The organism is Catenuloplanes japonicus (assembly GCF_000717135.1).
Taxonomy (GTDB): domain Bacteria; phylum Actinomycetota; class Actinomycetes; order Mycobacteriales; family Micromonosporaceae; genus Catenuloplanes; species Catenuloplanes japonicus.
The window spans coordinates 784,856-800,813 of sequence record NZ_JNXY01000001.1 but is presented as its reverse complement, the minus strand read 5'-3'; the positions used below and the strand labels follow the sequence as shown (position 1 = coordinate 800,813).

Annotated in this window: 14 protein-coding genes; 9 read left to right on the top strand and 5 right to left on the bottom strand. The window is 70.2% G+C overall.

The features are described 5' to 3' along the window. The first annotated feature begins 48 nt into the window (after window positions 1–48). Window positions 49–2,298: an FdhF/YdeP family oxidoreductase gene (locus OP04_RS03735; protein ID WP_033337876.1), complete on the top strand. Its 2,250-nt coding sequence runs from the start codon at window positions 49–51 to the stop codon at window positions 2,296–2,298. A 956-nt stretch (window positions 2,299–3,254) separates the two neighbouring features. Here OP04_RS03735 and OP04_RS03730 read toward each other — a convergent pair. After that, window positions 3,255–3,671 (bottom strand): MarR family winged helix-turn-helix transcriptional regulator, encoded by a 417-nt coding sequence (locus OP04_RS03730; protein ID WP_033337875.1) that lies wholly within the window; start codon window positions 3,669–3,671, stop codon window positions 3,255–3,257. Between the two features lie 79 nt (window positions 3,672–3,750). On the opposite strand from OP04_RS03730, the gene OP04_RS03725 reads away from it, so the two are divergent. Further along, complete coding sequence (locus OP04_RS03725) at window positions 3,751–4,554, top strand: SDR family NAD(P)-dependent oxidoreductase (protein ID WP_033337874.1); 804 nt, start codon at window positions 3,751–3,753, stop codon at window positions 4,552–4,554. A gap of 99 nt (window positions 4,555–4,653) precedes the next feature. Here OP04_RS03725 and OP04_RS03720 read toward each other — a convergent pair whose 3' ends face one another. Beyond that, a complete protein-coding gene (locus tag OP04_RS03720) occupies window positions 4,654–5,391 on the bottom strand; it encodes an RDD family protein (protein WP_033337873.1) in 738 nt (245 codons plus the stop codon). 310 nt (window positions 5,392–5,701) lie between these two features. Between OP04_RS03720 and OP04_RS56375 the strand changes: the two genes are divergently transcribed. From OP04_RS56375 to OP04_RS03705, 4 genes are all read left to right on the top strand, one after another. Then, the gene (locus tag OP04_RS56375; protein ID WP_269746650.1) at window positions 5,702–5,824 is read left to right on the top strand and encodes a hypothetical protein; all 123 of its coding nucleotides are present in this window, start codon (window positions 5,702–5,704) and stop codon (window positions 5,822–5,824) included. A 74-nt stretch (window positions 5,825–5,898) separates the two neighbouring features. Then, window positions 5,899–6,702 carry an SAM-dependent methyltransferase gene (locus tag OP04_RS03715; RefSeq protein ID WP_033337872.1) on the top strand — a complete coding sequence of 268 codons (804 nt, stop codon included), beginning with the start codon at window positions 5,899–5,901 and terminating at the stop codon, window positions 6,700–6,702. Further along, complete coding sequence (locus OP04_RS03710; RefSeq protein ID WP_033337871.1) at window positions 6,703–7,038, top strand: hypothetical protein; 336 nt, start codon at window positions 6,703–6,705, stop codon at window positions 7,036–7,038. It begins immediately after the preceding gene. Then, entirely contained in the window at window positions 7,035–7,649 is a 615-nt protein-coding gene (locus OP04_RS03705) for a hypothetical protein (protein ID WP_051797024.1), read from the top strand. The genes OP04_RS03710 and OP04_RS03705 overlap by 4 nt, the downstream gene beginning before the upstream one ends. An 85-nt stretch (window positions 7,650–7,734) precedes the next feature. On the opposite strand, the gene OP04_RS03700 is transcribed toward OP04_RS03705, so the two are convergent. From OP04_RS03700 to OP04_RS03690, 3 genes are all read right to left on the bottom strand, one after another. Continuing rightward, window positions 7,735–8,181, bottom strand: coding sequence for a hypothetical protein (locus tag OP04_RS03700; protein WP_033337870.1), 447 nt, complete (start codon window positions 8,179–8,181; stop codon window positions 7,735–7,737). A gap of 52 nt (window positions 8,182–8,233) precedes the next feature. Next, window positions 8,234–10,762, bottom strand: a complete 2,529-nt coding sequence (rph, locus tag OP04_RS03695) for a rifamycin-inactivating phosphotransferase (protein ID WP_033337869.1) — start codon at window positions 10,760–10,762, stop codon at window positions 8,234–8,236. A gap of 1,002 nt (window positions 10,763–11,764) precedes the next feature. Further along, window positions 11,765–12,778, bottom strand: coding sequence for a LacI family DNA-binding transcriptional regulator (locus OP04_RS03690; protein ID WP_085066178.1), 1,014 nt, complete (start codon window positions 12,776–12,778; stop codon window positions 11,765–11,767). A 122-nt stretch (window positions 12,779–12,900) separates the two neighbouring features. On the opposite strand from OP04_RS03690, the gene OP04_RS03685 reads away from it, so the two are divergent. Genes OP04_RS03685 through OP04_RS03675 form a run of 3 tightly spaced genes read left to right on the top strand, consistent with a single transcriptional unit; the run spans window position 12,901 to window position 15,925 of the window. Next, window positions 12,901–13,752, top strand: a complete 852-nt coding sequence (locus tag OP04_RS03685; RefSeq protein ID WP_033337868.1) for a carbohydrate ABC transporter permease — start codon at window positions 12,901–12,903, stop codon at window positions 13,750–13,752. After that, window positions 13,749–14,576 (top strand): carbohydrate ABC transporter permease, encoded by an 828-nt coding sequence (locus OP04_RS03680; RefSeq protein ID WP_033337867.1) that lies wholly within the window; start codon window positions 13,749–13,751, stop codon window positions 14,574–14,576. Before OP04_RS03685 ends, OP04_RS03680 begins: the two co-directional genes overlap by 4 nt. Window positions 14,577–14,605: 29 nt before the next feature. Next, on the top strand, window positions 14,606–15,925 hold the full coding sequence (locus OP04_RS03675) for an extracellular solute-binding protein (RefSeq protein WP_033337866.1): 1,320 nt from the start codon (window positions 14,606–14,608) through the stop codon (window positions 15,923–15,925). Window positions 15,926–15,958 lie beyond the last annotated feature (33 nt).

The window sequence follows — 15,958 nt, the reverse complement described above, 5'->3', positions numbered from 1 at the left end:
GCCGCACACTAGTGCGAAACGGCGCACCCCGCGCATAAGGTCGTGAGTATGGCCAAGAACGCTCCCACGGACGACGTCGGCGACCGTGATCTCCACGTCGGCACGCCGAAGCAGGCGGCGGCCGGCGTCCCCGGTGTCCTGCACGGCCTGGCCGCCGCCCAGCAGCAGATGGGCGTGCGCCGCAGCGCGCTCACACTGCTCAAGGTGAACCAGGCCGGTGGCTTCGACTGTCCGGGATGCGCGTGGCCGGAGCCCGCGCCCGGCAAGCGCAGCCACTTCGAGTTCTGCGAGAACGGCGCGAAGGCGGTCGCCGAGGAGGCGACGCTGCGGCGGATCACGCCGGAGTTCTTCGCGAACCACTCCATATCCGACCTGGCCGGGCGGTCCGACTACTGGCTCGGCCAGCAGGGACGGCTCACCAGCCCGGTGATCAAGCGGGCGGACAGCGACCACTACGAGCCGATCGCCTGGGACGATGCGTTCACGCTGATCGCCGGGCAGCTCAACGCGGTCGAGCCGGACCAGTCGGTCTTCTACACCAGCGGCCGCACGTCGAACGAGGCCGCGTTCGCCTACCAGCTGTTCGTGCGCGCCTACGGCACCAACAACCTGCCCGACTGCTCGAACATGTGCCACGAGTCGTCCGGCGTCGCGCTGACCCAGACGATCGGCATCGGCAAGGGCTCGGTCACGCTCGAGGACGTGCACGAGGCCAAGCTGATCATCGTGGTCGGCCAGAACCCGGGCACGAACCACCCGCGCATGCTCACCGCGCTGGAGAAGGCGAAGAAGGCCGGCGCGACCATCGTCGCGATCAACCCGCTGCCCGAGGCCGGCCTGCTGCGCTTCAAGAACCCGCAGCACCCGGACGGCGTGGTCGGCAAGGGCACGTCGCTGGCCGACGTCTACATGCCGGTCAAGGTCGGCGGCGACCTGCCGCTCTTCGCCGCGCTCGGTCACCTGCTGCTGCCGCACGCGGATCGCGCCTTCATCGACTCCTACACGGCCGGTTTTGCCGAGTATTCGCGGGCGCGGGCCACCGTGGACTGGGCGATGACCGAGGAGCAGACCGGCCTCGAGCGCGCGCAGATCGAGCAGGTCGCCGCGCTGATGGCACAGTCCGAGGCGACCATCGTCTGCTGGGCCATGGGCCTCACCCAGCGCTCCGACTCCGTGCCGACGATCCGCGAGGTCGTCAACGTGCAACTGCTGCGCGGCATGGTCGGCAAGCCCGGCGCCGGCCTGTGCCCCGTCCGCGGCCACAGCAACGTGCAGGGCGACCGCACCATGGGCATCGTCGAGCGCCCGCCGCCGTGGTCCGCGAACATCACCCGTGAGCTGGGCATCGACGTGCCGCAGACACATGGGTACGACGTGGTCGACGCGATCCGCGCCATGCGCGACGGCCGGGCGAAGATCTTCATGGCGGTCGGCGGGAACTTCGCCTCCGCCGCCCCGGACACCGACGTCACGCTGGCCGCGCTCGCCAACTGCGACCTGACCGTGCACGTGTCCACGAAGCTCAACCGCACCCACGCCACGCCCGGCACGGTCTCGCTCATCCTGCCCTGCCTGGGCCGCACCGAACGCGACCCGGCCGGCTCGGTCACGGTCGAGGACTCGATGTCGGCCGTCCACGCGTCCACCGGCCGGCTCGCACCCGCCTCCCCGGACCTGCTCTCCGAGCTGACGATCATCTCGCGGCTCGCTCAGGCGACGCTCTCGTCGGACCTGCCCTGGGACTCGTGGGCCGCCTCCTACCCCGCCATGCGTGAGGTGATCGCCCGCGTCGTGCCCGGCTTCGACGACTACGAGGCCAAGGTGACGCCGCGTGAGGGCTTCACGCTCCCGCACGGCCCGCGCGACGGCCGCCGCTTCACCACACCGGACGGCAAGGCGCAGTTCACGGTCAACCAGATCGTCGAGCGCCACCTGCCGCCCGGCCGCCTGATGCTGCAGACCATGCGCAGCCACGACCAGTACAACACCACGATCTACGGCATGGACGACCGCTACCGCGGCATCTCCAACGGCCGCCGCGTGGTCTTCGTGGCCGCGAAGGACATCGCCGCACTCGGCCTCGCCGACGGGACGATGGTCGACATCATCTCCGAGTGGAAGGACGGCGTGGAACGACGCGCGCCCGGCTTCCGCGTGGTCGAGTACCCGATCGCGGTCGGCTGCGCCGGCGCGTACTTCCCCGAGGCCAACGTGCTGGTTCCGCTCGACTCCACGGCGGAGCTCTCCAACACGCCGACCTCCAAGGAGATCGTGGTGCGGCTGGAGCCCGCTGCCTGACCGTGTGGATGGCCGCGGCGCCCCGTTCGCCGCGGCCACGTCACATCGCCGTGAACAGCACCGCCCGTCCCGCGGGCGACTCACGTTCCGGGCGGCATTGAAGGTCAAAAACGCACCGACGCGAGAGCCCGGCCGAGGCTCACGGCCCGCGAGGCGACTCACCTACCAGGTGGCACGAAGATCAAGAGCGCGCCGACACGATGGCCGGGTGGGACCTCACTGCTTGGGGGGCGGCTCACCTGCCAGACAGCTTGGGTGCCGCCGTGTCGCGCAATGCCGCGCCGCGCAGTGCCGCGCAGTGCCGCGCAGTGCCGCGCAGTGCAACTCGGGACGGCGCCGTAGGCCGGGCACACGGTGCCCGATATTTCGCCATATAGGCGCACGCCTTTGAAGTGCGCCATGATCAAGGATCATTGGGTGCCGCAAAAACCAGGTCGAGAGCGCGAGTTGACCTGGTTTTTGCGGCACCCAATGATCCTTTGACCTCACGGCATGATCCTTGAGGACGCTCGGTGGCGGGCACGAGACCGATCCGGGCAGGATCCCGCGAGCGCTTTGCCCAACGCCATCACCGATCGCATTCACCTGGGCAACTACCGAGCTTTCGGCGTCACGGCAAGGGAGTACCGGGGCGCTATTTCCTGAAATTTCGGGCACGGCGTGCCCGTCGATCGACGCGGCTCTGGACCTCAACGCCGAAAGTCCATTAAAACATGAAATTTCGGGCGCAGCGCGCCCGCTTCCGGCACTGCATCCGCCACCCCGGCACCGCGCCCGCTTCCGGCACTGCATCCGCCACGCCGGCACTGCGCCTGCTTCCCTGCACTGCGTCCGCCACCCCGGCACTGCGCCTGCCTCCCTGCACTACGTCCGCCAACCCCGGCACTGCGCCCGCTTCCCTGCACTGCGTCCGCCACGGCACTACATCCGTCGCCCCGCCACCCACGCGACACCGATCACCCCGCAGACGCGTCCGTCACGCGGGTGAGGAGCGCGGCGAGCTGGGACAGTTCTGACGGGTCCAGCACCGCGAACGGGGTCACCTGCAGCATCGTGCTCACCAGTTCCTCACGGACCTCGCGACCCCGTGAGGTCAGCGTCAGCACGCGGGAACGGCGGTCGGACGGGTCGGTGGCGCGCGTGACCAGGCCGCGGTCGACGAGCTGGTTCACCAGGAAGGTGAGGTTCGGGGCGTTGCAGTAGAGGCGGTCGGCCATGAGCTTCATGGACGGGGGTGGCTCGGACGGGTCGATGGACCAGAGTGCGTGCGCGGTCGGCGGCGTCAAGCGGTGCAGTGCCAGGAGCGGGCCGATCCGGTCCTCGGCGCGCATCGAGATCTCGTGGGCGGCGGCGACCACGGCGAGAAGGTCCATGCGCCCATCGTAGCGATGCTTCGAGACTCGAAGGATGTGCTACCGTCGCCGCATTAGTTCGAGACTCGAAGGGAATCGGATGGACTACCGCGGCATCACCGCACTCGTCACCGGCGCGTCCAGGGGGATCGGCAGGTCGTACGCCTATGAGCTCGCCCGGCGCGGCGCGCACCCGGTCCTGCTCGCCCGCTCGGCACAGACCCTTCAGGAACTCGCCGACGACCTCCGCGCCCGGCACGACGTCCAGGTGCACACACTGGTCGCGGACCTCAGCACGCCGGACGGGCCGGCCGGCGCGATCCGGGAGCTGCAAAGACGGCACATCGCCGTCGACCTGCTGCTCAACAACGCGGGCATCGGGCCGGTCGGGCCGTTCCTCGACCGGCCGTACCCGCCGCAGCGCCAGGCCGTCGATCTCAACATCCACGGGCTGATGGCGCTCAGCTACGCGCTCGGGGCGGACATGGTGGCGCGCGGCAGCGGCGGGATCATCAACGTCTCGTCCACCGCGGGCTTCCAGCCGATGCCCTACCAGGCCGGATACGCGGCGACGAAGGCGTTCGTGCTCTCGTTCACGGAGGCGTTCGCGCACGAGATCCGCGACAGCGGCGTCCGCGTGATGGCGGCGCACCCGGGCGCGACCGCGACCGGCTTCTTCGACGGCACCACCGCGACCATGGACCCGCGCGTCACCGACAGCCCGGACCGGGTGGCCGCGAAGACGCTCGACGACTTCGCGCGCGGACGCCTCAACTCCTACCCGGGCCGGCCGCTCCACCGCGCCCAGACGCTCGCGGCCCGGCTCCTGCCGCGCACGCTGGTCGTCCGCGCGACCGGCGCGGTCAACCGCCGCGTCGGCCACCACAAGGTCAAAGACATTTAAATACGGATATTCCCACTCCGTGGGTGGTTGCGGTCCGCATGCTCCCGCGGGCTCTCGTTCCGCCGCTGGTCGCGTCCAGAACGAAAACCCGTCCGGGCGTCACTGCGGCTGGACCCGTACCACCACGGTTCTTGCGGGTTTGTCGTGCAGACACTGGCGGTAGGGCTTGTCCCAGAGGCACCACAGCGAGTCCACATAGCCGACGTAACAGTTGGCCAGCACGTTGAAGAACAGCGCCACCAGGAACCGGTAGGTCAGCCGGCCGCGGGTGAGCGCGGTGTAGGGCTCGATCGGCGCCATGGCGATCTTCAGCGCGCGTTTGCCGACCGTCTGCCCGTTCCAGCGGATCGGGACCTCGACCTCGAGGACGTACTGCACCGCGAACACGACGATCACGACCAGGCTGATGCCGATCGTGGGCACCAGCGGCGAGTCCGTGCCCGCGGCCGAGGCCACCAGCGACACCGCACTGCCCGCGATCACGGCCGCCACCGTCGCGGTGATCAGCGCGAACACGACACTGTCGACGATCCGCGCGGCGAGCCGGATCCCCGGATCGGCCAGCGGTCGCCCGTCCGGCGCGGTCGGCTGCGGCGGCTGCGGAAAGGCGCCGTAGGGCTGCTGTTTCGGGTCGCCGTAGGGCTGCTGCGGCGCACCGTAAGCGTCCTGCGGCGCGCCGTAGGGCTGCTGCGGCGCGCCATAGGCGTCCTGCGGCGCGCCGTAAGCCTGACCCGGCGACCCGTGGGACTGTGCCGGAGGCCCGTACGGGGCCTGCGGGTCACCACCGTAGGGCTGCTGCGGCGGGTACTGCGGTGGGTACTGCGGCTGATCACTCACGCGCAGTTTGTATCAGGTGCCCCACCGGCCCCGCGCCCGCGGTCGGGACCGTGACGCCATCACCCCGATTCCAGGCTTCCGCACACGCGATGGCCGCAGCAAAGACGGGCCGGCACACCTATTTCTGGGATTCCGCACGCGCGGTGGCCGGCAGCGGGGACGGGCCGCCGCACGCGAGGTCCGTTGAGCGCGGCCAGGGCGGTGACGGTCGGGCGGGGTTCTCGGGACCGGCCACGGGCCCGGCGGCCCGCGGGAGCGTGCGGGCCGCCACCACGCCGGGAGTGGGAATATCCGCTTTTAAAGGTTTTTGATGGTTTTCGACCGCACGCTCCCGCAGGCGGCGGAGAACGTCACCGGGCCGGCCCCGGAGTCGCCGGAGTTCATCGATGGCTACCGGGAGCAGCTGCGGCGGATCGTCGCGCGGCTGGGCTGACCGTTCGGACGACGCAGAGTCCGATATGTACTGACAGAATGCGACGGCGAGGATACGCACCGCGGGGGGATGAGATGGACCGTCCAGACTGGGTGCCGGACGACGTCGACATGAGTGTGCCGAACGTCGCCAGGGTCTACGACGCCGCGCTCGGCGGCACGCACAACCTGCCGGTCGACCGGGAGATGCTGCTCCAGGCGCAGAAGCTGTTCCCGGCCGTGGCCGACTTCGCGTTCGACAACCGGGCGTTCCTGGGGCGGGCCGTCCGGTGGCTGGCCGCGCGCGGGGTACGCCAGTTCCTGGACATCGGCTCCGGCATTCCGGCCATCGGCAACGTGCACGAGATCGCCCGGGTCGTGGCGCCGGACGCACGGGTGGCCTATGTGGACGTGGATCCGGTCGCGGTCCGGCACGGGCAGCAGATCCTGGCCGACGATCCCGGCGCGGTCTTCGTGCGCGGCGACCTGCGGCAGCCGGACGACATCCTCGCGGATCCGGCCGTGGCCGGACTGCTCGACCTGTCCGCGCCGGTCGGGGTGCTGCTCTGCGCCGTCCTGCACTTCCTGCCGGACTCGGACGATCCCGCCGGCCTGGTCGCCCGCCTGCGCGACCGGCTGGCCCCGGGCAGCCACGTCGCGATCTCGCACGGCACCCGCGTCGAGGAGTTCGACGCCGCGCCGATGGACGAGATCGGCGGGCTCTACCGGCGCACCACGATGCCGTTCTTCGTGCGCAGCCGGGCCGAGGTCACGGCGATGCTGGACGGCTGGGAGCTGTTGCCGCCCGGCGTGGTCCCGATCGGCGACTGGCATCCGGAGCTGGGCGACGCGGTCCGGCCGCAGCCGGCGATCCTCGGTGCCGTGGCGAGGCGGTCCTGAGTGGAGACGTCGCGAGCGTCGTACGGTGAGACCCTGCTGGTGTCGATCGGCTGGTACGCGACCGTGCTCGCCGGGCTCGCGGCCGGCGACGCCACCACACCGGACCGGCCGCGGGGCCCGGACGACTGCACCACGATCGGCTCGTGCCTGTCGCTGCTCGACCTGCTGCCGCTGCTCACGGTCGTGGCCGGCGGCGGACTGCTGCTGCTGTCGCTGCCGGTGGCCGCGATCGCCCGGCTCGTCACCAGGTCCGCCGTCGTGGCCGGCACGCTGACCGCGGGCGGAACCGCCCTCACGGCCTGGACGGTCATCACGGTGCTGGCGGCGAGCCGATGACGAAGCCGCCCGGCACCGACGACGAGGCCGCAGCCAACGCTCACGCCACCGACGGCATGACGACGGCCGGCCCTCGCGCAGCCGACGACGAGACGGCGGCGAACCCCCGCGCAACCGACGACCGGACGACGACGCGCCCTCGCGACGCCGACGACGCGGCCCGACCTCGTGCAACCGACGACGAGCCGGCGACCGACGCTCTCGGCGGGCTGATCATGAGGGCGCTCTTCGTCGCGTGGCTCTACGGCGTGCCGTTCCTGCTGATCATGGACCTGTACCGGCGTACCGGCAACCCCTACCTGCCGACGCGCGCGGAGGCGGGCACGTTCGCCACCACCACCGACGCCATCCTGTGGGCCTCGCTGATCCTGGTCTGGGCACTGCCCGCGATCGGTCTGGCGCTGGCCCGGTGGCGGGAGAACGAGCACTGGTCGCGCGCGTTCTCCCGCTCGTTCCTGTGGTCCGCCGCCTACCTGATCGTCTTCTCCATGATCGCGGCCCAGGCGAGCACGCCGCTGATCGGCAACGTGCCGGATTCGGAGGAGCCGGCCCCGCGGGTCACCCACTGCGTCGAGCGCAGCGGCGGTGACAGTCGCTGTCCCGGCGGCTGACCGGGCGGGTCTTTCCCGCGCCGCGCGGAAGGTGAGCCCGCGGGAGCATGCGGACCGCAACCACCCACAGAGTGGGTAAATCTGGCTATTTGCTCTTGGTGTCGGTGGTGATGCAGTCGTCGTTGTCGGTGCCGCCGCCGGAGTCGGACTCCCACTTCAGCGTGGTCGTGGCCGGGATCAGCTGGGCGTAGGCCTCGCCGTCCTCCAGGCAGTCGTCGTGGTCGCGGCCGACCTGCGAGCCCTCCGGGTCGACGCGCCAGACGCCCTCGCGGGTCAGCTCGACGCGGACGTCGAAGCCCTTCGCCTTGGTCTTGCGGAAGTGGGACTGGAGCGGGACCACCCACAGGCCGGACGGCTTCTGCTCGACCTGGGCCTGGTCGCCGCGGTCGCCGTTCTCGTCCCAGGCGTCGATGTAGACGACCGTGCCGGGGCTGATCTGCCGCAGCTCGCTGTTGTCGCTGCCACAGGCGGTGAGCGTCGTCGCGGCCGCGGCGATCAGCGCCACGGTGAGAGCACGCTTTCGGGCGATCATGACCATCCTTCGGACGGGGTGTCGTTGACCTTGGTGAGCGTAGACAACGCTGTCACGGAAGGAGTTCGACGTAGCCGCTGATGCCGTGCACGCGGACCCGGCTGCCGTCCGGGATCAGGCGGGTCGCGCCCTCGACGCCGACGACCGCGGGCAGTCCGTACTCGCGGGCGATCACGGCGCCGTGCGTCATCAGGCCGCCGATCTCGGTCACCAGACCGGCGATCGACACGAACAGCGGCGACCAGCTCGGGTCGGTGTAGGCGGTGACCAGGATGTCGCCGGGTTCAAGGTCGGCGTGGGCCATGTCGTGGAGCACGCGGGCGCGGCCTTCGACGACGCCGGCGGACACCGGAAGACCAGGAAGGGCACCCGGGGGTACGTCGTCACGCCGGTACGATCCGGTCAGGATCTCGCCGTCCGAGGTGATGACGCGCGGCGGGACGAGCGCCTGGTGGATGCGGTGCTCGGCCTCGCGGCGGCGGATCAGCCGCTCGTCGGCCTGCCGCGTGCGCGCGACCTCGTGGAACTCCTGGAACGTCAGGTAGAACGCGTCCTCCCGGCTGCGGAGGACTCCGGCGTGGACCAGGCGGTCGGCCTCGGCCATCAGCGCCTGCTTGTAGACGAAATAGCGGGCGATGATGCCGTATTTCGGGTACTCCCGGTAGCCGATGAACGTGCGGACCCGGTCGATCATGCGCTTGGTCTCGTCGGCCCTGCGGTCGCCGTCGGGCTGGGCCCTGAGACGGCTCAGCACGTCCCGCTCCTTCTCCGCCGCCTCGTGGGCGCCCAGCGCGAAACGGCGGGCGGCCTCGCCGGGCGCGAACGTGCGGACGTGGTCGAGGATCAGCGGCACCAGCGCGGCCGGGTCCTCGCTCCACCGGGTCCTGGTGATGTCGATCTCGCCGGCGCAGCGCATGCCGTAGCGGTCGAGGTAGGCCTGGATCGCGTCGTGCGCCTCGGGCCCGCCCGGGAGCGTCGGCAGCTCGTCGAGGCTGCGGCCAGCCTGAAGGTGCGCCACGACCTCCGGGTGGGGGCGGATGACGTCCGCGACGTCGAGCAGCGCCAGGCCCATCTCGGACGTGATGTTGCCGGGCGCGGAGAGCGTGAGCCTGTCGGCCGCGTTCTGTTCGACGAGCCAGTCCGCGAGGTGGGTGTTGAGCCAGTCGGTCGCGTCCATCCCGGCCATGATCGCCTGGAAGTTGAGCGGGTCGGTGAGGAGGCGTTTGTGCTCCTCGAAGGCCTCTCGGAGGAAGTCGAAGAGCGCGGGGCCGGTAAGGCCGTGGATGTCGCGGCGGAGCTTGGCGACGGAGTCCTCGTCGCGGGCGATCAGGCCGGCGACGATGGCGGGGTCGGTCTCGATCGGGGCATTGTGACCGGGCGGGGCGGCGGCGGGGCGGGCCGCGGCCGCGGCGGCACCCGGCTCGGCCGGGAGCGAGGGGATGAAGTCGCCGCGGTCGAGGACGGTCTGGAGCGCGTCGCCGAACAGCGGGTCCGCCCTGGTCACCATGGTCATGAAGCCGGCCCGGACCGCGGGTGAGGTCAGGCGCGGCGTGGCGTCGACGAAGAGGCGGCCACCCGCGGCGAGCATCGGGGCCATGGCGGTGAGCTGCCAGCAGGAGACGCCGAGCGGCTTCATCGCGTCCGTCATCATCTGCTGGTGCCCGACGGAGAGGAAGACGTGGTTCCCGCCGTCCGCAGTCTCCGGGATCGGGTAGAGCGTGGTGATCGGCCGGCTCTGCACGATCTGGAACTCGTCGCCCGCCAGGCACCACTCGATGTCCTGCGGGCTGCCGAAATGCGCCTCGATCGTGCGGCCGAGTTCCACCAGCCGCACGGCCTGCGCGTCGGTCAGGGACGGACGGTCCGCGGCGATCGCCTTGCTCACCAGCTCGCCGTCGCGGACCGTGAAGACGTCCGGGTTCACCAGACCGGAGACCAGTGCCTCGCCGAGACCGCACCCCGCGTCCACGGTGGCCAGCTTCCGGTTCCCGGTCACCGGGTCGGCGGTGAACATGACACCGGACGCCTCCGGCACGACCATCCGCTGCACGACCACGGCCATCCGGATCTGCCGGTGGTCGAAGCCGTTCCGCAGGCGGTAGGTCACGGCCCGGTCGGTGAACAGGGACGCCCAGCAGCGGCGGACGTGGTTGAGCACCGCGTCGGCACCGGTCACGTTCAGGAAGCTGTCCTGCTGGCCGGCGAAGGAGGCGGTCGGCAGGTCCTCCGCGGTCGCGCTGGACCGGACCGCGACCGCGGCATCCGTCCCGAGGACGGTGAGCGCGGCGGTGATCGCGTCCGCGAGGTCGGCGGGCATCTCGATCGCCTCGATGCTCCGGCGGACGTCCGCGCTGAGCGTGCCGATCGTGTCCCGGTCGTCGGCCTTGAGGCGGGAGAGTTCGTCAGGCACCGAGACCTGGGCCATGACCTGCTGGAACGCGGCGGTTGTCACGCAGAAGCCGGGCGGCACGGAGACGCCGTCGATCCGGGAGAGCTCGCCCAGGTTGGCACCCTTGCCGCCGACTGCCGCGATCATGGTCCGGTCCAGTTGGTCCAGACCCAGCACGTGCTCTTCGATCATGTGCGCTACCCGTCCGATCAATGGTCACCATCGACCACAACCCGGGCAGATCGCACCGCGTTGTGGTCTCGGCCGAGGATTCTGCGCCAGGACCCGGCTCTTGCCGCAAGCCCGGGGGTGCGATATACGTTAGAGGTGGCAGGGAGAGTCTTCTCCCGGCCTTATTTTTTGCACGCCGCACCACCACCGCGGGCACACCACCACACCCCGGCACCGGACGCTTCGCACCCGATATTTCGTGTTATCGGTTGCGTGGGGTTGGTCGGCCGCAGCGGTCTGGGCGTAAGCCGCGCCGCCTGGCGGGAGCAACGACGGGAGTCGCGGCCTTGGGCCGACCCGCGCGAACCGGCTCCGACGGGGCGGGCAAAGCGAAGCGCCGGCGAAGTCTTTGCCCGCCCCGAGGTTTGCCCGCGGGAGCATGCGGGCCGGACCACGCCGGAAGCGGGAAAATGATCTTCCGCTCTTTTGATCTTGAAGTGCAGGCCCGACCGTGGTCGAGACCTCGTGCAAGCCGCACACTCCGCGCCCGAAATATCACCATGAGGCAGCCGACGATAGGCGCGAGCTACCCGCACCCGCGTGTGGATCATTGACGTCTGCGAAATGGTGGTCAACGAGCGACTTTGACCGCCATTTCGCAGACGTCAATGATCCACATACGGCGATGCGGCGGTTCATCACGAATGGGACGCCCGGCAACGGCAGGGCGGGCCTTCCGGCGCCGGGAACACGGCCGGCGACCGGGCGCACATGCCGGGCGCCGGCGCAATCAGCTACCGGGCGCCGGTCTGGGCAACCGCGGTTCACGTCTTCGCACGGCCTCAACAGATCATCGAGGAGATAGATCGAGCCGCCGCCTCGCCCCGGCGGGGTGGGTCAAGATCCTTGCATACGCCACCGCTGTCATCAGGGTCGAATAGCGGCGGTGGCGCTTGCAAGGATCTTGGGTCCCGGATGCTGGACGCAGACTCTCGGGATGCGGGAGAGCGGGGCATCCGGCGATCAGGCCGAGGCGCGCCAGACCACCGGGGAGGGCAGCACGACCGGGTCGGGGTGTTCGCCGTCGATCTGGCGCAGGACCAGGTCCGCCGCGACCGAACCCACGTCCCGTGCGGGCTGGTGGATCGTGGACAACGGTGGCTGGGTGCGCAGGGCCCACGTGCTGTTGTCGAAGCCTACGAGCCCGACCTCCGCGGGCACGGCCCGGCCGGACTCCCGGAGCACCTCGAGTGCGCCGGCGGCCACCGCGTCCGACGCGGCGAAGACGCCGTCGACAAGGGGCTCACGGGACAGCAGTTCGCGCATGCCCTTCACGCCGGCGGTGTAGTCGTAGAGCGGGGCCTCGACCACCAGCGCCGGATCGAACCGCTCCCCCAGGGCGGCCCGGAAACCGGCGAGCCGGTCGGCGCCGGAATCACGGTCGAGGGCGGAGGCGATCATGCCGATCCGGGAGCGGCCGGTGGCGATCAGCCGGGTCACGATGGCCTGGGCGGAGCCGGCGTTGTCGATGCCGACCCAGGGGATCTCGCGGCTCAGGTCCGGTGGGTGGCCGACGAAGACGGCGGGCAGGCCCAGGGAGGCGATCACGCGGGTGATCGGGTCGTGGGTGCGGGCGGAGACGACGATGGCGCCGTCGACGAAGCCGCCGCTCAGGTAGCGGGCCACGCGCTCGGTGTCGCGGGCGGAGTCGACGACCAGGCTGACCATCTGGTGGTCGGCGATGGAGAGCGTCTCGTTGGCGCCGAGCATGATCGCCCCTATGTTGGGGTCCTCCAGCAGCAACGAGTGCGGTTCGAGCGTGAGGAAGCCGACGGCCTGGGAGCGCCGGCGGACCAGGTTGCGGGCGGCCGTGTTCGGCACGTAGCCGACGGAGGCGATCGCGGCCTCGATGGCCGCGCGGGCCTCGGTGGAGACGTATCCGCCGTTGAGGACCCTGCTCACGGTGCCGCGGGAGACGCCGGCCGCGGCCGCCACGTCGTGCACCGTGGCGCGTCTGGGTGGTCTGCTGGCTGCCACGCGGCACAGCGTAGCGGCGTGGTCTTGACCACCGAACGGCCGCGTGACACTGTGTGCACGTTCACACACCCGACACCGCACGGAAATGTGTGCACGTGCACACAAGCCGGGGAGGCAGCTACGTGACCAGGCACCGGTCCGCGGTGGTCTTCTTCGTCGCGCCGTTCGGGACACTGTTCGCGCTCTTCTACCTGCTGCCCATCGGGTACGCCGTGGCCCAGTCGCTCTACACGGTCGAGCGCACCGGCACGTTCGGGCCGGCGCGGGAGGTCTTCGGCGGTCTGGTGCAGTACCAGCGCGTCTTCGCCGACGGGCCGTTCTGGGCGTCGGTCGGGCGGGTGCTGCTGTTCGGCGTGGTGCAGGTCCCGGTGATGATCGGCCTGGCGCTGCTGCTCGCGCTGCTGCTCGACTCCGGCCTGGTGAAGGGGCGCCGCTTCTTCCGGCTGGCGTTCTTCGTGCCGTATGCGATCCCGGGCGTCCTCGCCGCGATCATGTGGGGCTTCCTCTACTCCCCCACGCTGTCGCCGTTCACCGCGCTGACCAGGGCGATCGCGCCGCTGGACGCCGGACTCGTGCTGTGGGCGATGGCGAACGTGGTGACCTGGGTCTACGTCGGCTACAACATGCTGATCATCTACTCGGCGCTGCTGGCGGTCCCGCCGGAGATCTACGAGGCGGCGCGCATCGACGGCGCCGGGCCGGTGCGGCTCGCCTGGTCGGTGAAGATCCCGCTGGTCCGGCCCGCGATCGTGCTGACCGCGGTGTTCTCGGTCATCGGCACGCTGCAACTGCTGGCCGAGCCGCAGGTGTTCCGCAGCTTCAGCTCCGCGGTGTCCAGCACCTACACGCCGAACCTGACCGTCTACGCCACCTCCTCGATCCCGAACTTCCACCTGGCCGCCGCGTTCTCCGTGGTCCTGGCGCTGGCCACCTGCGCGCTGTCGTTCACGGTGCTGAAGGTGAGCACGCGATGAAGGGCCGGCCGGCCGCGATGACCGTGATGGGCGTGTGCACGGTCTACTTCCTGACGCCGATCTGGTGGCTGTTCGTCAGCGCCACCAAGACCCGCGCGGACTTCACCACCACCGCGCCGCTGTGGTTCGCGGACGTCGCGCTGGTGGACAACGTGCGCGAGGTGCTGACGTACCGTGACGGGATCTTCGTGCGCTGGATGGGCAACAGCGTGCTCTACACGGCCGGCGCCGCGCTGATCGGCACGCTGCTGGCCGCGATGTGCGGTTATGCGCTGGCGATCTACCGCTTCCCGGGCCGGGAGACGATCTTCAACGTGGTGCTCGGCGGCGTGCTGGTGCCCGCGACCGCGCTCGCGCTGCCGCTCTTCCTCATCTTCAGCAGGGCCGGCGCGGCCAACACGTTCTGGGCCGTGTTCCTGCCGAGCCTGGTCAACCCGTTCGGCGTCTACCTGGCCCGGATCTACGCGGCCGCGAGCGTGCCCGGCGAGCTGGTCGAGGCGGCCAGGATCGACGGCGCCGGTGAGGTGCGCACCTTCTTCACGATCTCGGCGCGACTGATGCTGCCGGCGCTGGTGACGATCTTCCTGTTCCAGTTCACCGCGGTGTGGAACAACTTCCTGCTGCCGCTGATCATGCTGGGCGACGAGCGGCTGTTCCCGGTCACGCTCGGGCTCTACACGTGGAACACGCAGGTCAACCAGGTGCCGCAACTGCGCGGGCTGGTGCTCGTCGGTGCGCTGCTCTCGGTCGTACCCCTGGTGGTCGCCTTTCTGCTCCTCCAGCGCTTCTGGCGCAACGGTCTCGGCACCGGGTCCGTGAAGTAACACCCCCTCATCAGAAAGCAGGGAGACCGATGAAGATCCCCCGTCGGCCGCTCGCCGTGGCAGCGAGCGTTGCCGTGCTGGTCACCGCCTGTTCCGCACCGGACGATACCGCCGATGCGGCGGCCTGCACCCCCGGCGACGCGCAATCGGTCACGCTGACCTACACGTCGTGGATCCCCGGCATCGAGGAGGTCGTCGACGTCTGGAACAAGGCCAACCCGAAGATCCAGATCAAGGTCCAGACCGGACCGAACGGCAACAACGGTACGTATCAGAACTTCTTCAATCAGCTCAGAGCCGGAAACCCTCCTGACCTCGGCCACATCGAGTACGACGCGCTGCCGAGCTTCCGCGTCCAGGACGGCCTGTTCGACCTCGGCGCCTGCGCGAACGTGGCCGACGCCCGCGGTCAATTCATCGACTGGACCTGGGACCAGGTGAGTTTCGGCGAGGAGAACTCGGCCTACGGCATCCCGCAGGACTCCGGCCCGATGGCGCTGTTCTACCGCAAGGACCTGTTCGAGAAGAACACCATCGCGGTGCCGGCGACCTGGGACGAGTACGCGGCCGCGGCCGAGAAGGTGCGCGCCGCCGGCGGCTACATCACGAACTTCTCGCAGAGCGACATCAACCAGTTCGCGGGCCTGTCCTGGCAGGCCGGCGCGCACTGGTTCGCCAATGACGGCGACGCGTGGACCGTGCGGCTGACCGACCCGGAGACCACCAAGGTCGCCGCGTACTGGCAGGGCCTGCTCGACCGGAAGCTCGTCTCCACCGTGCCGCCGTGGACCACCGAGTGGGACCACGCCTACAACTCCGGCAGCGCCTGGACCTGGGTCTCCGCGGTCTGGGGCGCGAACTCGATCTCCTCCGGCGCGCCGGACACGGCCGGCCGCTGGGCGGTCGCTCCTATGCCACAGTGGCAGGCAGGGGGCGCGGTCTCCGGCAACTGGGGCGGCTCGTCCACCGCGGTGTTCAAGGGTTCGGCGCACCCGTACGAGGCCGCGCAGTTCGCGCTGTGGCTGAACACCAGTGAGGAGGCGCTCACCCTGCTGGCCCAGAAGGCCAACCTGTACCCGGCGACGAAGGCCGGCGCGAGCCTGCCGGTCTACGCGCAGGGCGTCGAGTTCTACGGCGGCCAGAAGATCTACGAGGTCTTCGCGCAGGCCGCCACGCAGGTCACCCCGGGCTTCGTCTGGGGACCCACGATGACCTCGACGTACGCCACCACCTCGGACGGCTTCAAGACGGCCGTCTCCGGCGGCGGCACGCTGACCGGCGCGCTCGCCGCGGCACAACGGTCGACCGTCGACACCCTGAAATCGCAGTCCATTCCCGTCAAGGAGTAAGCCCTGATCCGCCAGCTTCGCGCCGCGGGCGTC

Coding starts and splice junctions, on each gene's coding strand:
- OP04_RS03735 (WP_033337876.1), top strand. CDS start 49: ATGGCCAAGAACGCTCCCACGGACGACGTCGGCGACCGTGATCTCCAC.
- OP04_RS03730 (WP_033337875.1), bottom strand. CDS start 3,671: ATGGACCTTCTCGCCGTGGTCGCCGCCGCCCACGAGATCTCGATGCGC.
- OP04_RS03725 (WP_033337874.1), top strand. CDS start 3,751: ATGGACTACCGCGGCATCACCGCACTCGTCACCGGCGCGTCCAGGGGG.
- OP04_RS56375 (WP_269746650.1), top strand. CDS start 5,702: ATGGTTTTCGACCGCACGCTCCCGCAGGCGGCGGAGAACGTCACCGGG.
- OP04_RS03715 (WP_033337872.1), top strand. CDS start 5,899: ATGGACCGTCCAGACTGGGTGCCGGACGACGTCGACATGAGTGTGCCG.
- OP04_RS03705 (WP_051797024.1), top strand. CDS start 7,035: ATGACGAAGCCGCCCGGCACCGACGACGAGGCCGCAGCCAACGCTCAC.
- OP04_RS03700 (WP_033337870.1), bottom strand. CDS start 8,181: ATGATCGCCCGAAAGCGTGCTCTCACCGTGGCGCTGATCGCCGCGGCC.
- rph (WP_033337869.1), bottom strand. CDS start 10,762: ATGATCGAAGAGCACGTGCTGGGTCTGGACCAACTGGACCGGACCATG.
- OP04_RS03680 (WP_033337867.1), top strand. CDS start 13,749: ATGAAGGGCCGGCCGGCCGCGATGACCGTGATGGGCGTGTGCACGGTC.
- OP04_RS03675 (WP_033337866.1), top strand. CDS start 14,606: ATGAAGATCCCCCGTCGGCCGCTCGCCGTGGCAGCGAGCGTTGCCGTG.